This is a genomic window from Streptomyces sp. NPDC101194, from assembly GCF_044767885.1.
In the GTDB taxonomy this organism is placed as follows: Bacteria; Actinomycetota; Actinomycetes; order Streptomycetales; family Streptomycetaceae; genus Streptomyces.
Window position 1 is genome coordinate 326,915 of sequence record NZ_JBIWOS010000003.1, and the last position, 16,376, is coordinate 343,290.

The 16,376-nt window shown below is 72.4% G+C and carries 17 protein-coding genes; 10 read left to right on the top strand and 7 right to left on the bottom strand.

The genetic code is table 11. From position 1 onward, the window contains the following. Positions 1-11 precede the first annotated feature (11 nt). Positions 12-869, top strand: coding sequence for a polysaccharide deacetylase family protein (locus tag ACIRP2_RS14595; protein WP_404250055.1), 858 nt, complete (start codon positions 12-14; stop codon positions 867-869). Between the two features lie 10 nt (positions 870-879). Here ACIRP2_RS14595 and ACIRP2_RS14600 read toward each other — a convergent pair whose 3' ends face one another. From ACIRP2_RS14600 to ACIRP2_RS14615, 4 genes are read right to left on the bottom strand one after another with little or no spacing between them, the layout of a single operon-like run. Beyond that, a complete protein-coding gene (locus ACIRP2_RS14600; protein WP_404250057.1) occupies positions 880-1,083 on the bottom strand; it encodes a hypothetical protein in 204 nt (67 codons plus the stop codon). A gap of 14 nt (positions 1,084-1,097) precedes the next feature. Further along, positions 1,098-1,766, bottom strand: a complete 669-nt coding sequence (locus ACIRP2_RS14605) for an ABC transporter (protein WP_404250059.1) — start codon at positions 1,764-1,766, stop codon at positions 1,098-1,100. Next, positions 1,763-2,665, bottom strand: a complete 903-nt coding sequence (locus tag ACIRP2_RS14610) for an ATP-binding cassette domain-containing protein (RefSeq protein WP_404250061.1) — start codon at positions 2,663-2,665, stop codon at positions 1,763-1,765. Before ACIRP2_RS14610 ends, ACIRP2_RS14605 begins: the two co-directional genes overlap by 4 nt. Further along, positions 2,662-3,339, bottom strand: coding sequence for an AIM24 family protein (locus tag ACIRP2_RS14615; protein ID WP_404250063.1), 678 nt, complete (start codon positions 3,337-3,339; stop codon positions 2,662-2,664). Before ACIRP2_RS14615 ends, ACIRP2_RS14610 begins: the two co-directional genes overlap by 4 nt. A gap of 72 nt (positions 3,340-3,411) precedes the next feature. Here ACIRP2_RS14615 and ACIRP2_RS14620 point away from each other — a divergent pair, with 72 nt between their 5' ends. The 5 genes from ACIRP2_RS14620 to ACIRP2_RS14640 all read left to right on the top strand — a co-directional run bounded on the left by ACIRP2_RS14620 (position 3,412) and on the right by ACIRP2_RS14640 (position 8,574). Continuing rightward, entirely contained in the window at positions 3,412-4,182 is a 771-nt protein-coding gene (locus tag ACIRP2_RS14620; protein WP_404250065.1) for a peptidyl-tRNA hydrolase, read from the top strand. 174 nt (positions 4,183-4,356) lie between these two features. Continuing rightward, the gene (locus ACIRP2_RS14625; RefSeq protein WP_404250067.1) at positions 4,357-5,667 is read left to right on the top strand and encodes a DUF692 domain-containing protein; all 1,311 of its coding nucleotides are present in this window, start codon (positions 4,357-4,359) and stop codon (positions 5,665-5,667) included. 7 nt (positions 5,668-5,674) lie between these two features. Continuing rightward, positions 5,675-6,751 (top strand): TIGR04222 domain-containing membrane protein, encoded by a 1,077-nt coding sequence (locus ACIRP2_RS14630; RefSeq protein ID WP_404250069.1) that lies wholly within the window; start codon positions 5,675-5,677, stop codon positions 6,749-6,751. 96 nt (positions 6,752-6,847) lie between these two features. Next, the gene (locus ACIRP2_RS14635; RefSeq protein WP_404250839.1) at positions 6,848-7,645 is read left to right on the top strand and encodes a TIGR04222 domain-containing membrane protein; all 798 of its coding nucleotides are present in this window, start codon (positions 6,848-6,850) and stop codon (positions 7,643-7,645) included. A gap of 374 nt (positions 7,646-8,019) precedes the next feature. Then, positions 8,020-8,574: a DoxX family protein gene (locus ACIRP2_RS14640; protein ID WP_404250071.1), complete on the top strand. Its 555-nt coding sequence runs from the start codon at positions 8,020-8,022 to the stop codon at positions 8,572-8,574. Between the two features lie 154 nt (positions 8,575-8,728). Here the strand turns inward: ACIRP2_RS14640 and hemQ are convergent, their stop codons facing one another. Both hemQ and hemG read right to left on the bottom strand, forming a co-directional pair. Beyond that, on the bottom strand, positions 8,729-9,442 hold the full coding sequence (hemQ, locus tag ACIRP2_RS14645; RefSeq protein ID WP_404250073.1) for a hydrogen peroxide-dependent heme synthase: 714 nt from the start codon (positions 9,440-9,442) through the stop codon (positions 8,729-8,731). Positions 9,443-9,446: 4 nt separating this feature from the next. Next, positions 9,447-10,934: a protoporphyrinogen oxidase gene (hemG, locus tag ACIRP2_RS14650; RefSeq protein ID WP_404250075.1), complete on the bottom strand. Its 1,488-nt coding sequence runs from the start codon at positions 10,932-10,934 to the stop codon at positions 9,447-9,449. A 127-nt stretch (positions 10,935-11,061) separates the two neighbouring features. Here hemG and ACIRP2_RS14655 point away from each other — a divergent pair, with 127 nt between their 5' ends. After that, entirely contained in the window at positions 11,062-12,042 is a 981-nt protein-coding gene (locus ACIRP2_RS14655; RefSeq protein WP_404250077.1) for a DUF4349 domain-containing protein, read from the top strand. Positions 12,043-12,079: 37 nt separating this feature from the next. Further along, a complete protein-coding gene (locus tag ACIRP2_RS14660) occupies positions 12,080-13,465 on the top strand; it encodes an FAD-dependent oxidoreductase (protein ID WP_404250079.1) in 1,386 nt (461 codons plus the stop codon). A gap of 28 nt (positions 13,466-13,493) precedes the next feature. Here the strand turns inward: ACIRP2_RS14660 and hemE are convergent, their stop codons facing one another. Further along, positions 13,494-14,567 (bottom strand): uroporphyrinogen decarboxylase, encoded by a 1,074-nt coding sequence (gene hemE, locus ACIRP2_RS14665; RefSeq protein WP_404250081.1) that lies wholly within the window; start codon positions 14,565-14,567, stop codon positions 13,494-13,496. Positions 14,568-14,658: 91 nt separating this feature from the next. Here hemE and ACIRP2_RS14670 point away from each other — a divergent pair, with 91 nt between their 5' ends. Beyond that, positions 14,659-15,318, top strand: a complete 660-nt coding sequence (locus ACIRP2_RS14670) for a DUF3000 domain-containing protein (protein WP_404250083.1) — start codon at positions 14,659-14,661, stop codon at positions 15,316-15,318. A 232-nt stretch (positions 15,319-15,550) separates the two neighbouring features. After that, entirely contained in the window at positions 15,551-16,213 is a 663-nt protein-coding gene (locus ACIRP2_RS14675; protein WP_024488613.1) for a response regulator transcription factor, read from the top strand. Positions 16,214-16,376 lie beyond the last annotated feature (163 nt).

A 16,376-nucleotide genomic window follows, 5' to 3' on the forward strand; every position in this document is an offset into this window, starting at 1 on the left:
AGCTTTCGGCCGTGACCGTTCTGGGTGTGGTACTCGGCAGTCTCGCCGGCTGCGGGAGCGGTGGAACGCCCCTCGCCGACCACCCCTCGGCCGGAGGGCGTACCCCCGCTGCCGTTCCTGCCCCCTCGGCATCGCCGTCCATGGGCCCGACCCCCACCGCGACGAAGCAGCCCCCCACGATGGCCCCGGCACCGGGCGGGCTGACGCCGGTCTTCGCGCACGGGGCACGAACGGGCGGGAAGGTGGTGGCGCTGACCTTCGACGCCGACATGACAGCCGAAGAGGGCCCGCGCGCGGCCGCGGGCGAGCACTTCGACAACCCCGAACTGATCGCGCTGCTGCGCAGGTCGAAGGTGCCCGCGACGGTGTTCATGACGGGACGCTGGGCCGATGAGTACCCGGCACAGGCCCGGTCCATCGGCGCCGATCCGCTCTTCGAGGTCGCCAACCACTCGTACAGCCACCACGCCTTCGCGTCCCCCTGCTACGGACTGCCCACCGTGGCGAAGGGCGACATGCGCGGCGACGTGGAACGGGCCTTCGCCGCGTTCCGGAAGGCCGGTGTGCGCCATGTGGTGCCGTACTTCCGCTTCCCCGGCGGCTGCTACGACGACGCGGCGCGGCGCGCGCTCGCGCCCGAGCGGGTCACGGCGGTGCAGTGGGACGTGGTCAGCGGCGACGCGTTCGCGACGAACGCGGACGCGGTGGCGCGGCAGGTGCTGGACGGGGTGCGCCCCGGGTCCCTGGTCGTCATGCACTGCACCCGCAGCGCGGCGCCGGTCACGGACCAGGCGGTGGGCCGGGTGGTCCCGGAGCTGCGCAGGCGCGGATACCGCTTCGTGAAGGTCTCCGACCTGATGCGCGGCTGACCGGGCGGAGTCAGCCCGAGCACGCCGAGCGCTGGGCCTCCTGCCATGCGCAGACCGGGCAGAGCGTGATGCCCTTGACGGACTCGGGGTACTCGGTCGGCCTCCGGCACAGGACGCACTCGGCGTACGGAGGTCCCGCCGCGGGCTCCGCTCCGTCGGGTGCGGGGGCGACGGCGGGTGTCCCGCAGTACGGCTCGTCCTTGCGTTCGTCCATGTGCAGGAGCCTACTCAGCCGCGCAGTGAGGCGAGTCTGCAGGTGAGCGCGACCGCCGCCGCCGCGAGGGCGGTGGCCGCGAGCAGCGACAGGACCGGCATGTGCACCGTGCCGGTCCGCGAGCCGGTGACCAGACCCGTCACGGCCTGATGCGCGGGCGAACCGCTGGTCACCAGGGCCAGCAGGGCGGTGAGCACGGTGGCGAGGACGGACCACCCGCGCCGGTGCAGCAGCGGCCGGGTGCACAGTGCGCCGACCACCGCCCCCAGCAGCACGCAGCAGGCGGCGGCGAGCAGACCGGCGAGCCCGGCGGGCAGCAGCGGCACCCGGACGGCGTTGTCGCTGCTGGCCGGCTTGCTGATCAGCACCACGATCAAGGTGCCGGTCGCGCCCAGCAGCCCGGCACATCCGAGCGCCGCGAGCAGGGCCGCCAGATGGACACGCGCCGCCCCCACCGCCGCCGCGGCGACGGTCCGGGCGGCGGGCGGCTCCTGGCCGGCACAGAGCTGGACGAGCCAGGCGGTGACGGGCAGCAGCCCGGCTGCGGCGTACCCGAGCGAGTCGAGAACCGGCTGCCCCGACTGCACGCCGATGCCGAGGAAGGCCGCGTACAGCAGTACGGGCGCGAGCCAGCGCTGGGAGCGGACGAGCAGGTCCGTCTGGTAACGGAGGAGCGCGGTCATGGTTCCTCTCGGGTAGGACGGCCACCCGGCGCGGGGGTGGTGGCAGCGGGATCCGGGGCGAAGGCGGCCGGGGCGGGCGTCAGTCGCCGGACGTGCCAGGGAGGACACGCGGTGAGCAGGGCGACCAGCAGCGCGTCGGAGTGTGCCGCCGCGACCGTGAGGCGTACGCCCCCGTCGGGCGTGGACGTGCGCTCGGGTGCGCCCGGCAGGTCCATGGGGAGTGCGGCGTCCCGGGGACCCACCACGTCGATCCGTACACGCGGGCCCTGCTCCGCGGCCCGTACGACGGGGACGGCGAGGAGCCCGTTCCCCTCGACCCGGAACACGGTGTCGACCGCCCCGGCGAGCCGGCGCGGATCGTGGTCGACGAAGACGACGGTGGAGCCCGCCGCGACCCGTTCGGCCACCGCCCGGTCCAGTTCGTCGCGGGCCTCGGCGTCCAGGCCGGTCCATGCCTCGTCCAGGACCAGCAGCTCCGGTTCGGCGAGGAACGCCTGGGCGACGGCGACCTTCTGGCTGGTGCCCTTGGAGAGTTCCGCGAGAGGTGTACGGGCATGGCCGGCCGCCCCGAAGCGGACGAGCCACGACTGCGCCCGCGCCGCCGCCTGCGAGGTGGACAGGCCGTGGATCCGGCCGAGGTGCACGAGGTACCCGGTCGCGGTGAACGGCAGGGCGGCTGGGAATCGTTCGGGGACGTACGCGGTCCGGGGCCTGCGGCCGGAGATCCGGCCCTGCGTCGGGGTGTCGATGCCGGCGAGCAGCCGCAACAGCGTGGACTTGCCGGTGCCGTTGGCGCCCTCGATCCGGACCAGGCCCTGCGGCGGCAGGTCGAGGTCGATCCCGCGCAGTACCCATGGCCCACCCCGGCCGTACCGGCGGCCGACCCCACTCAGTCTCAATTGGCCGATGCCTTCTCCTGCTTGAGCTCGCTGGGCCGTACGATCACGAAGCCCTCACCGTCCAGACGCAGTTGGACGGCCTCTCCGGACCCGCCGCGCATCATCGAGCCGAAGCTCTGCGAGCGGTGCAGCGACGTGGTCAGACTGGCGCTCCAACCGACCACCGCGTCCGTGTCGACGCACACCGGCTGCTGGGGCGTGACGGGTATCACGATGGGGTGGCCCTCACACATCAGCCCGAGCTTGCCGTATCCGGTGAAGACGCTGTTGAAGATGCCGCCGCCGGTCATTCCGGCACCTTTCACGGTCTTGATCTCGTAGGAGAGCGTGGCGTCGAAACACAGCACGTTCCGGCCGTTGATGGTGAGGACGTCGCCCTGCTCCATCTCCACGATGAAGCAGTTCGCGGCCTCGTGCGCGAACCATGCCTCGCCCTGGCCGCGGACCGCCATCAGCGGCAGCCCCTCACCGGTGACGGCGCGCTTGAGCATCCCGCCGATGCCCTGCCCCTTGCGCTCGAACTGCAGATCGCCGCGGAACGCGATCATCGATCCCTGCCGGGCGTGCATCTCACCGTTGACGGCGTACTTGATGGATTTGGCGTTCTGCAGGGTCATACCGGGGACTGTTGCCTGCTGTGCCAGGTTCTCGCTGGAAAAGAGATCGCTCTTCATGCGCTGCATCCTCACCCGGAGCAATTCATTCCGCCAAGAAGCATTTTTTCGGCGGCTGGCAGACTGGACCGGGTGAGCGACAACAACACCCCCGCACTCCCGACCGAATCCCCCACCACGTCTCGGCCGGAGTCCGGCACCGCTGTGGCGGACAGCCCCTTCAGGTCGGGGCGGACGAGCCGCGACGAGGCCCCGCAGTACGTACTGCCGCTGGTCGTGCACATCGAGAAGACGGCTCCCCCGGCGCGCAACGACGCGCTGCGGACCGCCGCCCGCGCGGTGCTCGTGATGCTCTCCGACGAGCGGTCGGCCGGCGAGGGCGAGTGGGCGCGGGCGATGCGGGACTGGCAGGACGCCCGGATCCGCAAGGTGGTGCGGCGGGCGCGCGGCGCGGAGTGGCGCAAGGCGTCCGCCCTGCCCGGCCTCACGGTCACGGGCGAGAGCGCCGAGGTCCGGGTCTTCCCACCGGTGCCCCTCGACGGCTGGCCGAAGGAACTGGCGAAGCTCCAGGTGTCGGGGACGGATCTGGACGCCCCCCGGCCACCGGCCGCGCCCGACCTCGCGGGCCCGGTGCTCTGGCTCAATCCGGAGCTGGAGATGTCGGCCGGCAAAGCGATGGCACAGGCCGGGCACGGCGCACAGCTCGCCTGGTGGGAGCTGTCGGAGACGGAGCGCAAGGCGTGGCGCGAGGCGGGCTTCCCGCTGTCCGTCGCCACCCCCGAGGCGGATCACTGGCGGGAACTCACGGCGAGCGGGCTCCCGGTCGTGCGCGACGCCGGGTTCACCGAGATCGCCCCGGGGTCGTGCACGGTGGTCGCCGACCATCCCGCGCTGCGGGGCTGAGCGGAACGGCGGAGGGGCGCGGGACGGTCGACCTTCCCGCGCCCCTCCGCCGTTCCGTCGTCCTGATCTCCCCGGACACGGAACCTCAAATGAACCTCTGAACGTCCCCCTGTTCGGATTGACCACTGCTCGCCGGGGCCATCAGCCCTGCACGGAGTGGAGGAGGGGGAGGCCATGAGGCTGGGAATCGGTATCGGCTGGCGGCCGGAGATCGCGGACGTGGTCGAGGCACTGCCGGGGATCGACTGGGTGGAGACGGTCGCGGAGAACATCTGCACCGGTCATCTGCCCGACTCGCTGGTACGGCTCAGGGAGCGCGGCGTCACCGTCGTCCCGCACGGCGTCGCGCTGGGCCTCGGCGGAGCCGAACGCCCCGACGCCGGCCGGCTCGCGGATCTCGCGGCCCGCGCCGAGCTGCTCGGCACTCCGCTGGTCACCGAGCACATCGCGTTCGTGCGCGCCGGGGGGCCGCGCACCGCTTCGCCGGGACTGGAAGCGGGCCATCTGCTCCCCGTCCCCCGGACCCGGGACGCGCTGGACGTGCTGTGCGAGAACGTACGGATCGCGCAGGACGCGCTGCCGGTGCCGCTGGCACTGGAGAACATCGCGGCGCTGATCTCCTGGCCCGACGAGGAGCTGACGGAGGGGCAGTTCCTGGCGGAGCTGGTCGAGCGCACCGGCGTCCGGCTGCTGATCGACGTCGCCAATCTGCACACCAACCACGTCAACCGCGGGGAGGACCCGGCCACCGCGCTCGACGAGCTGCCGGTGGAGGCCATCGCGTACGTGCATGTGGCGGGGGGCGTCGAGAAGGACGGCGTCTGGCACGACACCCACGCCCACCCGGTCACCCGGCCCGTCCTCGACGTCCTCGCCGAACTCCGTTCCCGGGTCGACCCGCCCGGTGTGCTGCTGGAACGGGACGACGACTTCCCGCCCGCCGCGGAGCTGGCGGACGAACTCACGACGATCCGCGCCACGCTGGACCGGGCGGCCGCCCGCAGCGTCCCGGTCCGATCCGGCGGAGGGAGCGCGACCCGGCCCGCCCCGGGCGCCGAGGGGTCCGAGCACCCCGACTCGGCGCGCGACCGGGTCGCGGTCGCCCAGACCGCTCTGCTCTCCGCCCTCGTCGCGGGCACGCCCGCCCCGCACGGCTTCGACCACCACCGTCTCGGGATCCAGAGCCGGGCGCTGGCGGCCAAGCGGGCCGGGGTGGTCGCCAAGGTGGCCCCCGAACTGCCGCAGATCCTGGGCGCCGGGTACCGGGACGCCTTCCTCGCGTACGCCAGGACCCGTCCCATGTCCGCCGGATACCGGCGCGACGCACTGGACTTCGCCGAGGACCTGCTGATCGCCGGCCGGCCCGCCGACGACGCGGCACGGCGCCGGCTGACCCACTGGTGGCAGGACCGGGCCGGCGCGCGACCGCCGCACCGCACCACCCGGCTGGTACGGGCGGCCCGCGCGGCCCTGGTCGGAAGGTGACTGGAGGATGACCTGCACGAACACACTCGCACTGCTGGTGGACCTCGCCACAGCGGTCTCCTCCGTCCTCCTGGTCGTGGGACTCGCCCGTGCCCGCGGCGGGCCCGGCGGCTCCGTCCACGATCTCCTCGAAGTCGCCTTCCTGAACGGCGGGCCGGGCAGGGTCGTGGACACCACGCTCACCGCGATGCACACGGACGGACGGCTCACCGTCGGCGGCCCCGGCATCGTCGCCGTCGAGCAGGTGGACGCCCGTGACCCGGTCGAGCGCGCGGTGCTCCGGACACATGCCACCGCTCCGAGCGGCGCCCTGCACGCGCTGCGCGACGCGGTGATGCGGCACCCCGCGGTGCAGGAGATCGGCGACGGCCTCGCGGCCCGCGGTCTGCTGGCCCCGCCCACGACGACCCGCGTGTGGCGTCGCTGGGGCGTCGCGCAGGGCCTGGTCTGTCTGCTGGCCATCCCGCTCGGCGTCGTGGTGACGGCCATGCAGTCCATGGCCGACGACTCGCCCGAGATGGACGTCTCCGTACCCTTCCTCTTCCAGGTCCTCCCGGCCCTGATCATCGGTTTCCCGATCGGCTTCGTCTGCGCGGGCATCGCCCGGGGGCGCGTCACCAAGCCGGGGCGGCGGGCGGCCGAGGCGTACCGCGCCGCCCACGCGTACGACCCGCAGCCGGCCCACCTGGTGGCCACACTCGGACTGCGCGCCCTCCCCGACCCCGTACTGCGGACGCAGTTGATCGCGGCGGCCAGGATGCGCCCGGCCGGGCGGCCCCCGACCGCGGGTCCGGGTTCGGCCTCGCACGCGTCGACGGACTCCTCGAACCTGTTCGTCGCACCGTTGGTGTGGTGCGCCGGTACCAGCCCCGGCAGCGGAGGTTGCGGGAGTTCCGGCGACGGGGGCAGCGGTGGCGGGAGCGGTTCGGGGTCGAACTGCGGCTCGGCATCCGGCTGCGGCGGGTCGAGCGGCTCCAGTTGTTCCGGCAGCAGCGGTTCCAGCTGCGGTGGTGGCGGTTCCAGCTGCGGTGGCGGGGGTTCCAGTTGCGGTGGTGGGGGTTCCAGTTGCGGCAGCAGTTCCTGAGCGCCTGCGGTGCCCCGCGCCTTCACCCGCGGCGCCGCACGGTCCGCATGATGGACAGGCCATGGCGTTCCGCCATCCCTCCCGAAGAGGAAGCCGCTGCTCTGGGTTCTCCTTCTGCTGGTCGCATGGGGTGCGGCGGCGGTCTCGTGTGTCCGGCTCTGTCTCGTCTCCGTCCGCACCGGACTGCTGCCGGACACGCCGCCGGATGCCGTGCGAACGGGGGCGGACGGTCATGAACTGACCCTGTACGAGACCGCGTTCCTGGCGGGCGGCCCGCATCGGGTGGTGGACCTGGCGCTGGTCACCATGCATCTGCGGCGTCGCCTGCTGCTCGCCCACACCGGCTGGGCGACGGTCGTCGACCCCGAGGGCCGGGACGACATGGAGCGCATGGTGATCCGCGCGATAGGGCCCCTGGGCCAGTCCCGCATTCCTCCGGTACGGACGGCCGCGGCGGCCGCCGACACCGTGCGCGCCCTGGCCGACCGGCTCGTCGCCGCGGGGCTGGCCGTCCCCGGCGGCGTCGGGACCGATGTCGCGGCCGCGGTCCGTGCGGTGCGCGGAGCGGCCCTGCTGGTGGTCGCGACGGGCGCTGCCGCACTGCTGATGCCCGGTCAGGAGGCGCGCCCCGACGGCCCGGTGGTGTCCATGCTCGTCTGGTTCGGACTGCCGCTCGCGCTGACCGTGGGATGTCTGGCCATCGCCCGGATGGAGGTCCATCCGTACAGCTCCTGGGCCTCGCCCGCCGGTCGGCGGCTGCTGGCAGCGAACGAGACCTCGGTGTCGGACGCGGACCACGACGTCCTGGCGGCGATGGCCGTACGGGGCGTACGCGCCGTGCACGATCCTGCACTGCGTGCCGCGCTCGGCGTCAGGCGTCCCCCCAGCAGCTGATCACCACCCGGCCGTCCGGCTTCCGCTCCGGTCCGTGTGAGGGCGGGGACGGACGCAGGAGCGGCAGCATCGCACGGAGCGCTCCCTCCCCGGTCCACGGGCTCGGCATCGGGGGCGCACGGGGGTGATGATGGATGGAGAAGCCGACGACACTTCTTACCTGACGAGAATGACCGGCGGCCTGTCCGGACTGGCACGAGAACGGCGACGACAGTCCGGCCGACTCCCCCGTTCCTGCTGCGTCCCGGCAGCGTCGCGGTCTTCCGCGCATGGCGTCGCACAGCACACGCCATCGTGACGGAAGGACCTGCCCCGCCGTTTTCTCGGCGGTCGGTCGGCACCGCCCGGGACCTCGGGGCGGAAGAGAGCCTCCGGTGAAGTACACAGCCGAACAATTGCGCGCCCCACCCGAGCCGCCGGGCCGGGTCCGCACCGGGCCTGCGGTGTCTGCCGGCGATTGCGGGCTGCTTCTCATCAGGGTCACGTTCGGCCTGCTGATGGCAGGGCACGGCGCTCAGAAACTTTTCGGGCTGTTCGGTGGCGAAGGCCTCACCTACACGGGCAAGGGCTTCGCCGCGCTGGGCTACCGGCCCGGAACGGTCTACGCCGCCGTCGGCGGCTGCTCCGAGCTGCTGGGAGGCGCCGGCCTGGCTCTGGGCCTGTTCACGCCGCTGGCGGCGGCTGCCCTGATCGGCGTGATGATCAACGCCATGGTGACTGTCACGGCGGCACACGGCCTGTGGGAAACGGACGGTGGCATGGAGTACAACGTGTGCATCGCGGTCGTCGCACTCGCCGTCTGCGCCATCGGCCCCGGGCGGCTGGCCCTCGACCGTCCCTTCCGCTGGGGAAAGGGCGGTTGGTACGAAGCCGCCTTCGCGCTGTGCCTCGGCGGCATCGGCGCCGCGATCACGTTGAGCCTCCGGTGAAGCCTGACAGTCGCTGTGGGTTCCGGGGTCGCCGCAGGCCGGTGCCTGCGGCGAACCCGGAGCCGAACCCGGTGTCGCTGGAACGACGGGCAGCGCGGAACGCGCCGGCGCCCGCCGTCTGATCTTCCGGGCCGGGGTGGTCGGAGCCCGCTCGCTACGCGAGCCCTGCCACCAGGTCTGCGACCGACTTCCTGCGTCCCGTGTAGAACGGAACCTCCTCACGGACGTGCATCCGCGCCTCGGAGGCCCGCAGGTGGCGCATCAGGTCGACGATCCGGTACAGCTCGTCGGCCTCGAAGGCGAGGATCCACTCGTAGTCGCCGAGCGAGAAGGAGGCAACGGTGTTGGCCCGGACATCGGGGTAGCCGCGGGCCATCTTGCCGTGGTCCGCGAGCATGCGGCGGCGGTCCTCGTCGGGCAGCAGGTACCAGTCGTAGGAGCGCACGAACGGGTAGACGCTGATGTAGTTGCGCGGCGTCTCGTCGGCCAGGAACGCCGGGATGTGCGACTTGTTGAACTCGGCGGGGCGGTGCAGCGCCATGTTCGACCAGACCGGCTCGAGCGCCAGGCCCAGCTTGGTGCGCCGGAAGAGGTTGTACGCCTCCTGCAGCTCGTCCGCGGTCTCGGCGTGCCACCAGATCATGACGTCGGCGTCGGCACGCAGGCCCGACACGTCGTAGGTGCCTCGGACCGTGATGTCCTTCGCGGCGAGCTGGTCGAACAGCTCCTGGACCTCCTCGGCGAAACCGGCGCGGTCCGCGGGCAGGACGTCGCGGAGCTTGAAGACTGACCAGAGGGTGTAGCGGATGACCTCGTTGAGGTCCTTGGCCTTCTTGCCGGCGTTGGGGATCTTCTCGGGCGCACTCATACGGCTATTGTCCCGCCTCGCTCCGAGTGCCCTGAACCAGGGTCGGCGTGGCGATGATCTCTTCCCCGGAACCGCCCGAGATGTCGCGGACGATCTCGTCGGCGGCACGGTGGGCGCTGGCGATGCACGCCGGGATGCCGACGCCGTCGTAGACCGCTCCGCAGACCCGCAGCGCGGGCAGCTTGGCGACCTCGTCGCGGATCCGGGCGACGCGGGAGAGATGGCCCACGGGGTACTGGGGCAGTCCGCCTATCCACCGGGTGACCTCCGTGTCCACCGGCTTCGCGGTCAGTCCGGTCGCCGCACCGAGATCGCGCAGCGACACGTCGACCAGTTCGCCGTCCTCACGGTGCAGGTGGTCCTCCTCGCCGTACCGGCCGACGGAGGTGCGCAGGAAGAACAGGTCGGGGGCGGCGTCGGCGACCCAGTTCCACTTGTGGGTGGAGAAGGTGGAGGCCTTGATGGTGCGGCCGTCCACCGGGGGCACGAGGAAGCCGGAGCGCCCGTCGAGCGCGTCGGTGGCGGCCGCGTCGGAGCGGCGGAACGCCATGGTCACCAGCGCCATCGACGCGTACTCGACACCGGCGAGCTCGGCGGAGGCGGCCGGGGACTCGGCGGCGAGCAGGGTCGATGCGGACCAGGCGGGCGCGGCCAGCACGATGCCGTCGGCGGTGATCACCCGGGCGTCCGTGCGAACGTCCCAGCCGTCGGCGGTACGGGTCAGGCCGAGGACGGGGGTGGCGGTCAGGATCTCCCCGCCCGCCGCGCGCACGGCGTCGGCGACCGCGGACGGCAGGGTGCCGATGCCGCCGTCGATGCCCTGGAACACCGGTCCGGTCTGCTGCCGGGCGGCTGCGCGTTCCTGGACGCGCCGGACACCGTCGAGCAGTGAACCGCCCTCCCGTGCCACCTCGAAGAGCTGGGGCACGGCGGCGCGCATCGAGATCCGGTAGGCGTCACCCGCGTACACCCCGCCGAGCAGCGGCTCCACGAGCCGGTCGACGACCTCGCGGCCCAGCCGGTCGGCGACGTACGCACCGACCGCGACGTCGTCGCCGACGGGGGTCGGGGTGAGGTCGCGCTCCTGCGCGATGCGGGCGAGGCCCTCCGGTGAGAGGACCGCGCCGAGCGCCGCCGGGTCGCTCGGTACGCCCATCACATGCCCCTTGGGCATGGGCCGCAGGGCGTCGCGCGTCCAGACCGACGCGGTGGCGGTGGCAGGTGGCTGGAGGCGGTCGCCGAGCCCGACGGCGCGCGCCAGGGCGACCGCTTCCGGGCGCCGGGCGAGCACCGACTCGGCACCCAGGTCGACCCGGGTCCCCGCGATCTCACCGGTCATGAGCTTGCCGCCGAGCCGGTCGGTGGCCTCCAGGAGGGTGACCCGCAGCCCGGCCCCGAGGAGCCGGTGAGCGGCGGCGAGCCCGGCGATGCCACCGCCGATGACGACGACATGACCCGTACCTGTGTCCGCGCGGTTGTGTGAACGCTGCATGCCCCCACTCTCTCAAACCTCATCCGAGTCCTGAACGTGACCGCTTCGAAACCGGTATCGGGCAACCCGCACCCCTGCCCCGCACGTCGAACCGGCACCATCAACCACCCGTCCCGGGGGAGCAGTTATGCAGACAGACCGGCATTCCGGCCGTTCATCCGTCCGTCGTTCACGCACGGTCCTGGCCGCCGGGCTGCTGGCCGGGCTCCTCGCCCTCGGCGGCTGCGGCGCCTCCGACAGCGCGAGCGATACGAGTTCCGGCGACAGCAAGAAGGCGGTCGCCGCGGGCGAGCGGAGTGCCGCGGACGCCGCGGACGGCAAGGCGGCACAGGGCCCGCAGGAGGCGGGCGGTTCGCCTGCGGAGCGGAAGAAGCCCGATACCCTGCCCGTCGCCGGCCATGTCATCCGTACCGCCTCGCTCTCGGTGGAGGTGAAGAGTGTGCCGAAGGCCGCGGCGACCGCCCGCTCGGTCGCGGAGGGCGCGGGCGGCCTGGTGGCGGGCGAGGAGACCGAACGGGTCGACGACACACGTGAAATGTCACATATCGTGCTGCGTGTCCCACAGGGCGAGTACGACGCGGTCCTGCGCGATCTCGCGGGCGCCGGGAAGCTGCTCTCGCGCACGTCGTCCGCGAAGGACGTCACCGACCAGGTGGTCGACGTGGAGAGCCGGATCGCCACCCAGCGGGCGAGCGTGGCACGAGTGCGCAAGCTGATGGACCGGGCCGAGAAGCTCACCGACGTGGTCGCGCTGGAAGGAGAACTGAGCAGCCGTCAGGCGTCCTTGGAGTCGCTGCTCGCCCGGCAGGCGTCGTTGAAGGACCGCACCACGCTGGCCACGATCACCCTCGATCTGTCCGAGCCGGAGGCGACGACGAAGGGCGGTGACGACGACCCCGGCTTCCTGGACGCGCTCGGCGGCGGCTGGCACGCGTTCGTCACGATGCTGCGGTGGCTCGCGATGGCGGTCGGTGCCGCGGCCCCGTTCCTGGCCGCGGTCGCCGTACTCCTGCTGCTGTGGCGGCTGCTGCGCAGCCGGTCGGTCGCGCGCCGTGCGCCACATGTGTCCGAGCCGTCGCAGCCCTCGTCCGCACCTCCGGCGTCGTAGCGTGGTCCCTTCGGACTCCAGGTCGAAGGGACCAGGCATGACGGCGGAGCGACTGGTGATCATCGGCGGTGACGCGGCGGGCATGTCCGCCGCGTCCCAGGCCCGCAGGCTCAAGGGCCCCGACGAACTGGCCGTCGTCGTCTTCGAGCGCGGCCACTTCACCTCGTACTCCGCCTGCGGCATCCCGTACTGGGTCGGCGGCGATGTCACCGACCGGGACGACCTCATCGCCCGTACACCGCAGGAGCACCGGGCCCGCGACATCGACCTGCGGATGCGCACCGAGGTCACGGAGATCGATGTCGCCGGGCAGCGGGTGCGGGCGCTGGACCGGGAGACCGGCGAGACGTACTGGACGGCCTTCGACAAACTGGTGATCGCGACCGGTGCCCGGCCGGTGCGTCCGGCGCTGCCCGGCATGGACGCGCCCGGCGTGCACGGAGTGCAGACGCTGGACGACGGGCAGGCGCTGCTGGATTCGCTGGACCTGGCGCCGGGACGCAGGCGGGCGGTCGTCGTCGGAGCGGGCTACATCGGCGTCGAGATGGCGGAGGCGATGCTGAAGCGCGGCTTCGAGGTCACCGTGCTCAACCGGGGCGAGCAGCCGATGGCCACGCTCGACCCCGACATGGGGCGGCTGGTCCACGAGGCGATGGACGGCCTGGGCATCACCACGGTCAACGGGGCCGAGGTCACCGGGATCCGCACCGGACCGGACGGCCGGGTCCACGCGGTCGCCACCGGCGATGCCTCCTGCCCGGCGGACGTGGTGGTGCTCGGCATCGGCGTGGAGCCGGAGACGACGCTGGCGCGCGCCGTCGGCCTTCCGCTGGGCCCGCACGGCGGTCTGCTCACCGATCTGTCGATGCGGGTGGTCGGGCACGACAACATCTGGGCGGGCGGCGACTGCGTCGAGGTCCTCGACCTGGTGGCGGGCCGCACCCGTCATATCGCGCTCGGCACCCATGCCAACAAGCACGGCCAGATCATCGGGGCCAATGTGGGCGGCGGGTACGGGACGTTCCCGGGTGTGGTGGGCACCGCGGTGAGCAAGGTGTGCGATCTGGAGATCGCCCGCACCGGGCTGCGCGAGAAGGACGCCCGCGCGGTCGGGCTGCGCTTCGTCACGGCGACGATCGAGTCGACGGGCCGGGCGGGCTACTACCCGGGGGCGCGGCCCATGACGGTGAAGATGCTCGCCGAGTACCGCACGGGGCGGCTGCTCGGTGTGCAGATCGTGGGCCGGGAAGGGGCGGCCAAGCGCGTGGACATCGCGGCCGTGGCGCTCACCGCCGGGATGACGGTGGACCGGATGACCGCCCTGGACCTGGGCTATGCCCCGCCGTTCTCCCCGGTCTGGGACCCGATCCTGGTGGCGGCCCGCAAGGCGGTGGCAGCGGTGCGGAGGGCGGGCACCGCCTGAGTCACGGTGCCCGGCTCCCCCGCGCCGATCAGCGCGCGGTCCGCTCGTGCACGTACTCCACGAGCCGTGTCAGGGCGTCGGGGTCCATCGACGGCATCACACCGTGGCCCAGGTTGAAGACGTGCCCCTCCAGGCCGGCGGCCGCGTCCAGTACCTCCTGGGCCTTCTCCTCCACCGTGGCCGTCGGCGCGAACAGCACGGCGGGATCGAGGTTGCCCTGGAGCGCCTTGCCGGGGCCGACCCGGCGCGCGGCCTCGTCCAGCGGGACCCGCCAGTCGACGCCGACGACGTCCGCGCCCGCCTCGCCCATCGGTCCGAGGAGTTCGCCGGTGCCGACACCGAAGTGGATGCGCGGGACCCCGTACGGGGCGACGGCCTCGAAGACCTTCGCCGACGCGGGCAGCACCGAACGCCGGTAGTCGGCGGGGGACAGCGCGCCCACCCAGGAGTCGAAGAGCTGGACGGCCGAGGCGCCCGCCTCGATCTGCACCTTGAGGAAGGCGCCGGTGATCTCGGCGAGCCGGTCGAGCAGGTCCGCCCAGAGCTGCGGGTCGCCGTACATCAGGGCCTTGGTGTGCTCGTGGTTGCGCGACGGGCCACCCTCCACGAGATAGCTGGCGAGGGTGAAGGGCGCGCCCGCGAAGCCGATCAGGGGGGTCGCGCCCAGTTCCGCGGTGAGCAGGCCGATGGCCTCGGTGACGTAGCCGACGTCCTCGGGGGTGAGGTCGCGCAGCCGGGCCAGATCGGCGCGGGTGCGGATCGGGTCGGCGATGACCGGTCCGACGCCGGGCTTGATGTCGAGGTCGATGCCGATGGCCTTGAGCGGTACGACGATGTCGCTGAAGTAGATCGCGGCGTCGACCTTGTGGCGGCGCACGGGCTGCATCGTGATCTCCGCGACGAGCTCCGGCATCATGCAGGAGTCGAGCATCGGGATGCCCTCGCGGACCTTGAGGTACTCCGGAAGCGAACGTCCGGCCTGGCGCATGAACCAGACCGGTGTATGCGGCACCGGCTCGCGGCGGCACGCCTTCAGGAACGCCGACTCATGGGTGGCGGATGTCTTCGTCTGCTGGCCCATGGGGCGATCGTTGGCACTCACACCCAGAATCTTCGCACGAAGCCGTAAGCCGCCGGGCCCGCCCGGGTGTCCCTCCCTGCGCGAGGCTCCGGTTCCGCCTACTCTTCCCCGCATGGCTCCGGCTCAGGGACAGTTCTCCGATCAATCCGATGGCGCTGACAGCAAGGACAGCGCGGAGGGTGGTTCCGTCCCGCCCGCTTTCCGGTCGGCGGTGGACGCGTTGCACTCGGCGCGACTCCGCCCGGAGCTGGAGGTGGAGTCGACACGGCCGCCCAAGCGGCTCGCTCCGTACGCGTATGCCCTGGAGGCCGCGGTCGTCGAGGGCGAGGACGATCTCGCGGACGGCCGTCTCGTGCTGCTCCATGACCCGGCCGGGCACGAGGCCTGGCAGGGGACCTTCCGCCTGGTGACTCTCGTGCGGGCCGAACTGGAGCCGGAGATGGCTTCCGATCCCCTGCTGCCGGAGGTGTGCTGGTCGTGGCTGACCGGCGCGCTGGAGGCGCGCGGCCTGTCGTACGGGGAGGCCGGCGGCACGGTGACGCGGGCGGGGTCGCACTACTTCGGCGCGCTGGCCACGAGGCGTCCGGCGACGCAGATCGAGATCCGGGCGTCATGGACACCGCGCGAGGGCCGCGGCGGGGTGCCGGACACCGCGGCGCATCTCATGGCGTGGGGCGACCTACTGTGCCAGATCGCCGGGCTGCCTCCGTCGGGTCCCGCCGACGCGGCGGTGGTGACGCTCCCCCAGCGCCGCGGCCCCCAGGCTCTTTGAAGCCTCACCGTCGAAGGCCGGTAACACCGCGTGACGTAAAACGCGGCGCTGCCGGCATTTTTTTCGTACAATCGATCGCATGTCCGATTTGCCCTAATTGTTACTCAGCAAATCGTGATCTTCCCCTAAAGGAGGACGGGTCTGCTGCCGAAGAGGTCAATGACCCTTCAAGCACGGTTCGCCCCGGCTTCATCCCCGAGCCGGCCCGTCCCGCCACTCCCCAGGAGGCCTGGTGTCCGTTCTCCTAGAGCAGCCCGCAAGCCTGGTCGCCTACCGCCCGAACAAGCCGACGGCCATGGTCGTCGTGGCCGACCCGCGCGTCCGTTCCACCGTCACCCGCCATCTGTGGGCACTCGGAGTACGTGACGTCATCGAGGCGTCGTCCATCGCGGAGGCCCGTCCCCGCGTCGGCAATCCACGCGACATCTGCGTAGCCGACGTCCACCTGCCCGACGGTTCCGGGCTGACCCTGTTGTCCGAGACCCGAGCCGCCGGCTGGCCGAACGGCCTCGCCCTTTCCGCCGCCGACGACATCGGCGCCGTACGCAACGCCCTCGCGGGCGGCGTGAAGGGCTACGTCGTCACCGGCACCCGAACCAACATCGGCCACCCCACCCGTCCCGGCGTCGCCCCCATCGGCGCCAATGCCGCCCGTATGCACCGCCGGCCTCCCGGCACCCCGAGCCACCCGGGCGGCTATCGCGAACTGTCCGGCCGCGAGGTCGAGGTCCTCCGGCTGGTCGCCGAGGGCCAGTCCAACAAGGCCATCGGCGTCTCCATGGGCCTGTCCGCCCTGACCGTCAAGAGCCACCTCGCACGAATCGCCCGCAAGCTCGGCACCGGAGACCGTGCCGGGATGGTCGCCGTCGCCCTGCGAACGGGCATCATCCACTGATCCCTGCCCCCAGGCAGGTCCGCGCGGCCTTGCGGACCGGCTGGTTTACATGCATCGGCGCCCGGGGGCGGGACCGGACCGGGGCGGGGGGCGCCCACAACCCGTAAACCCAGAAACGATCACCACCCCCCCCAGCACCCCCCCCGCCCCAAACAGCGAACCC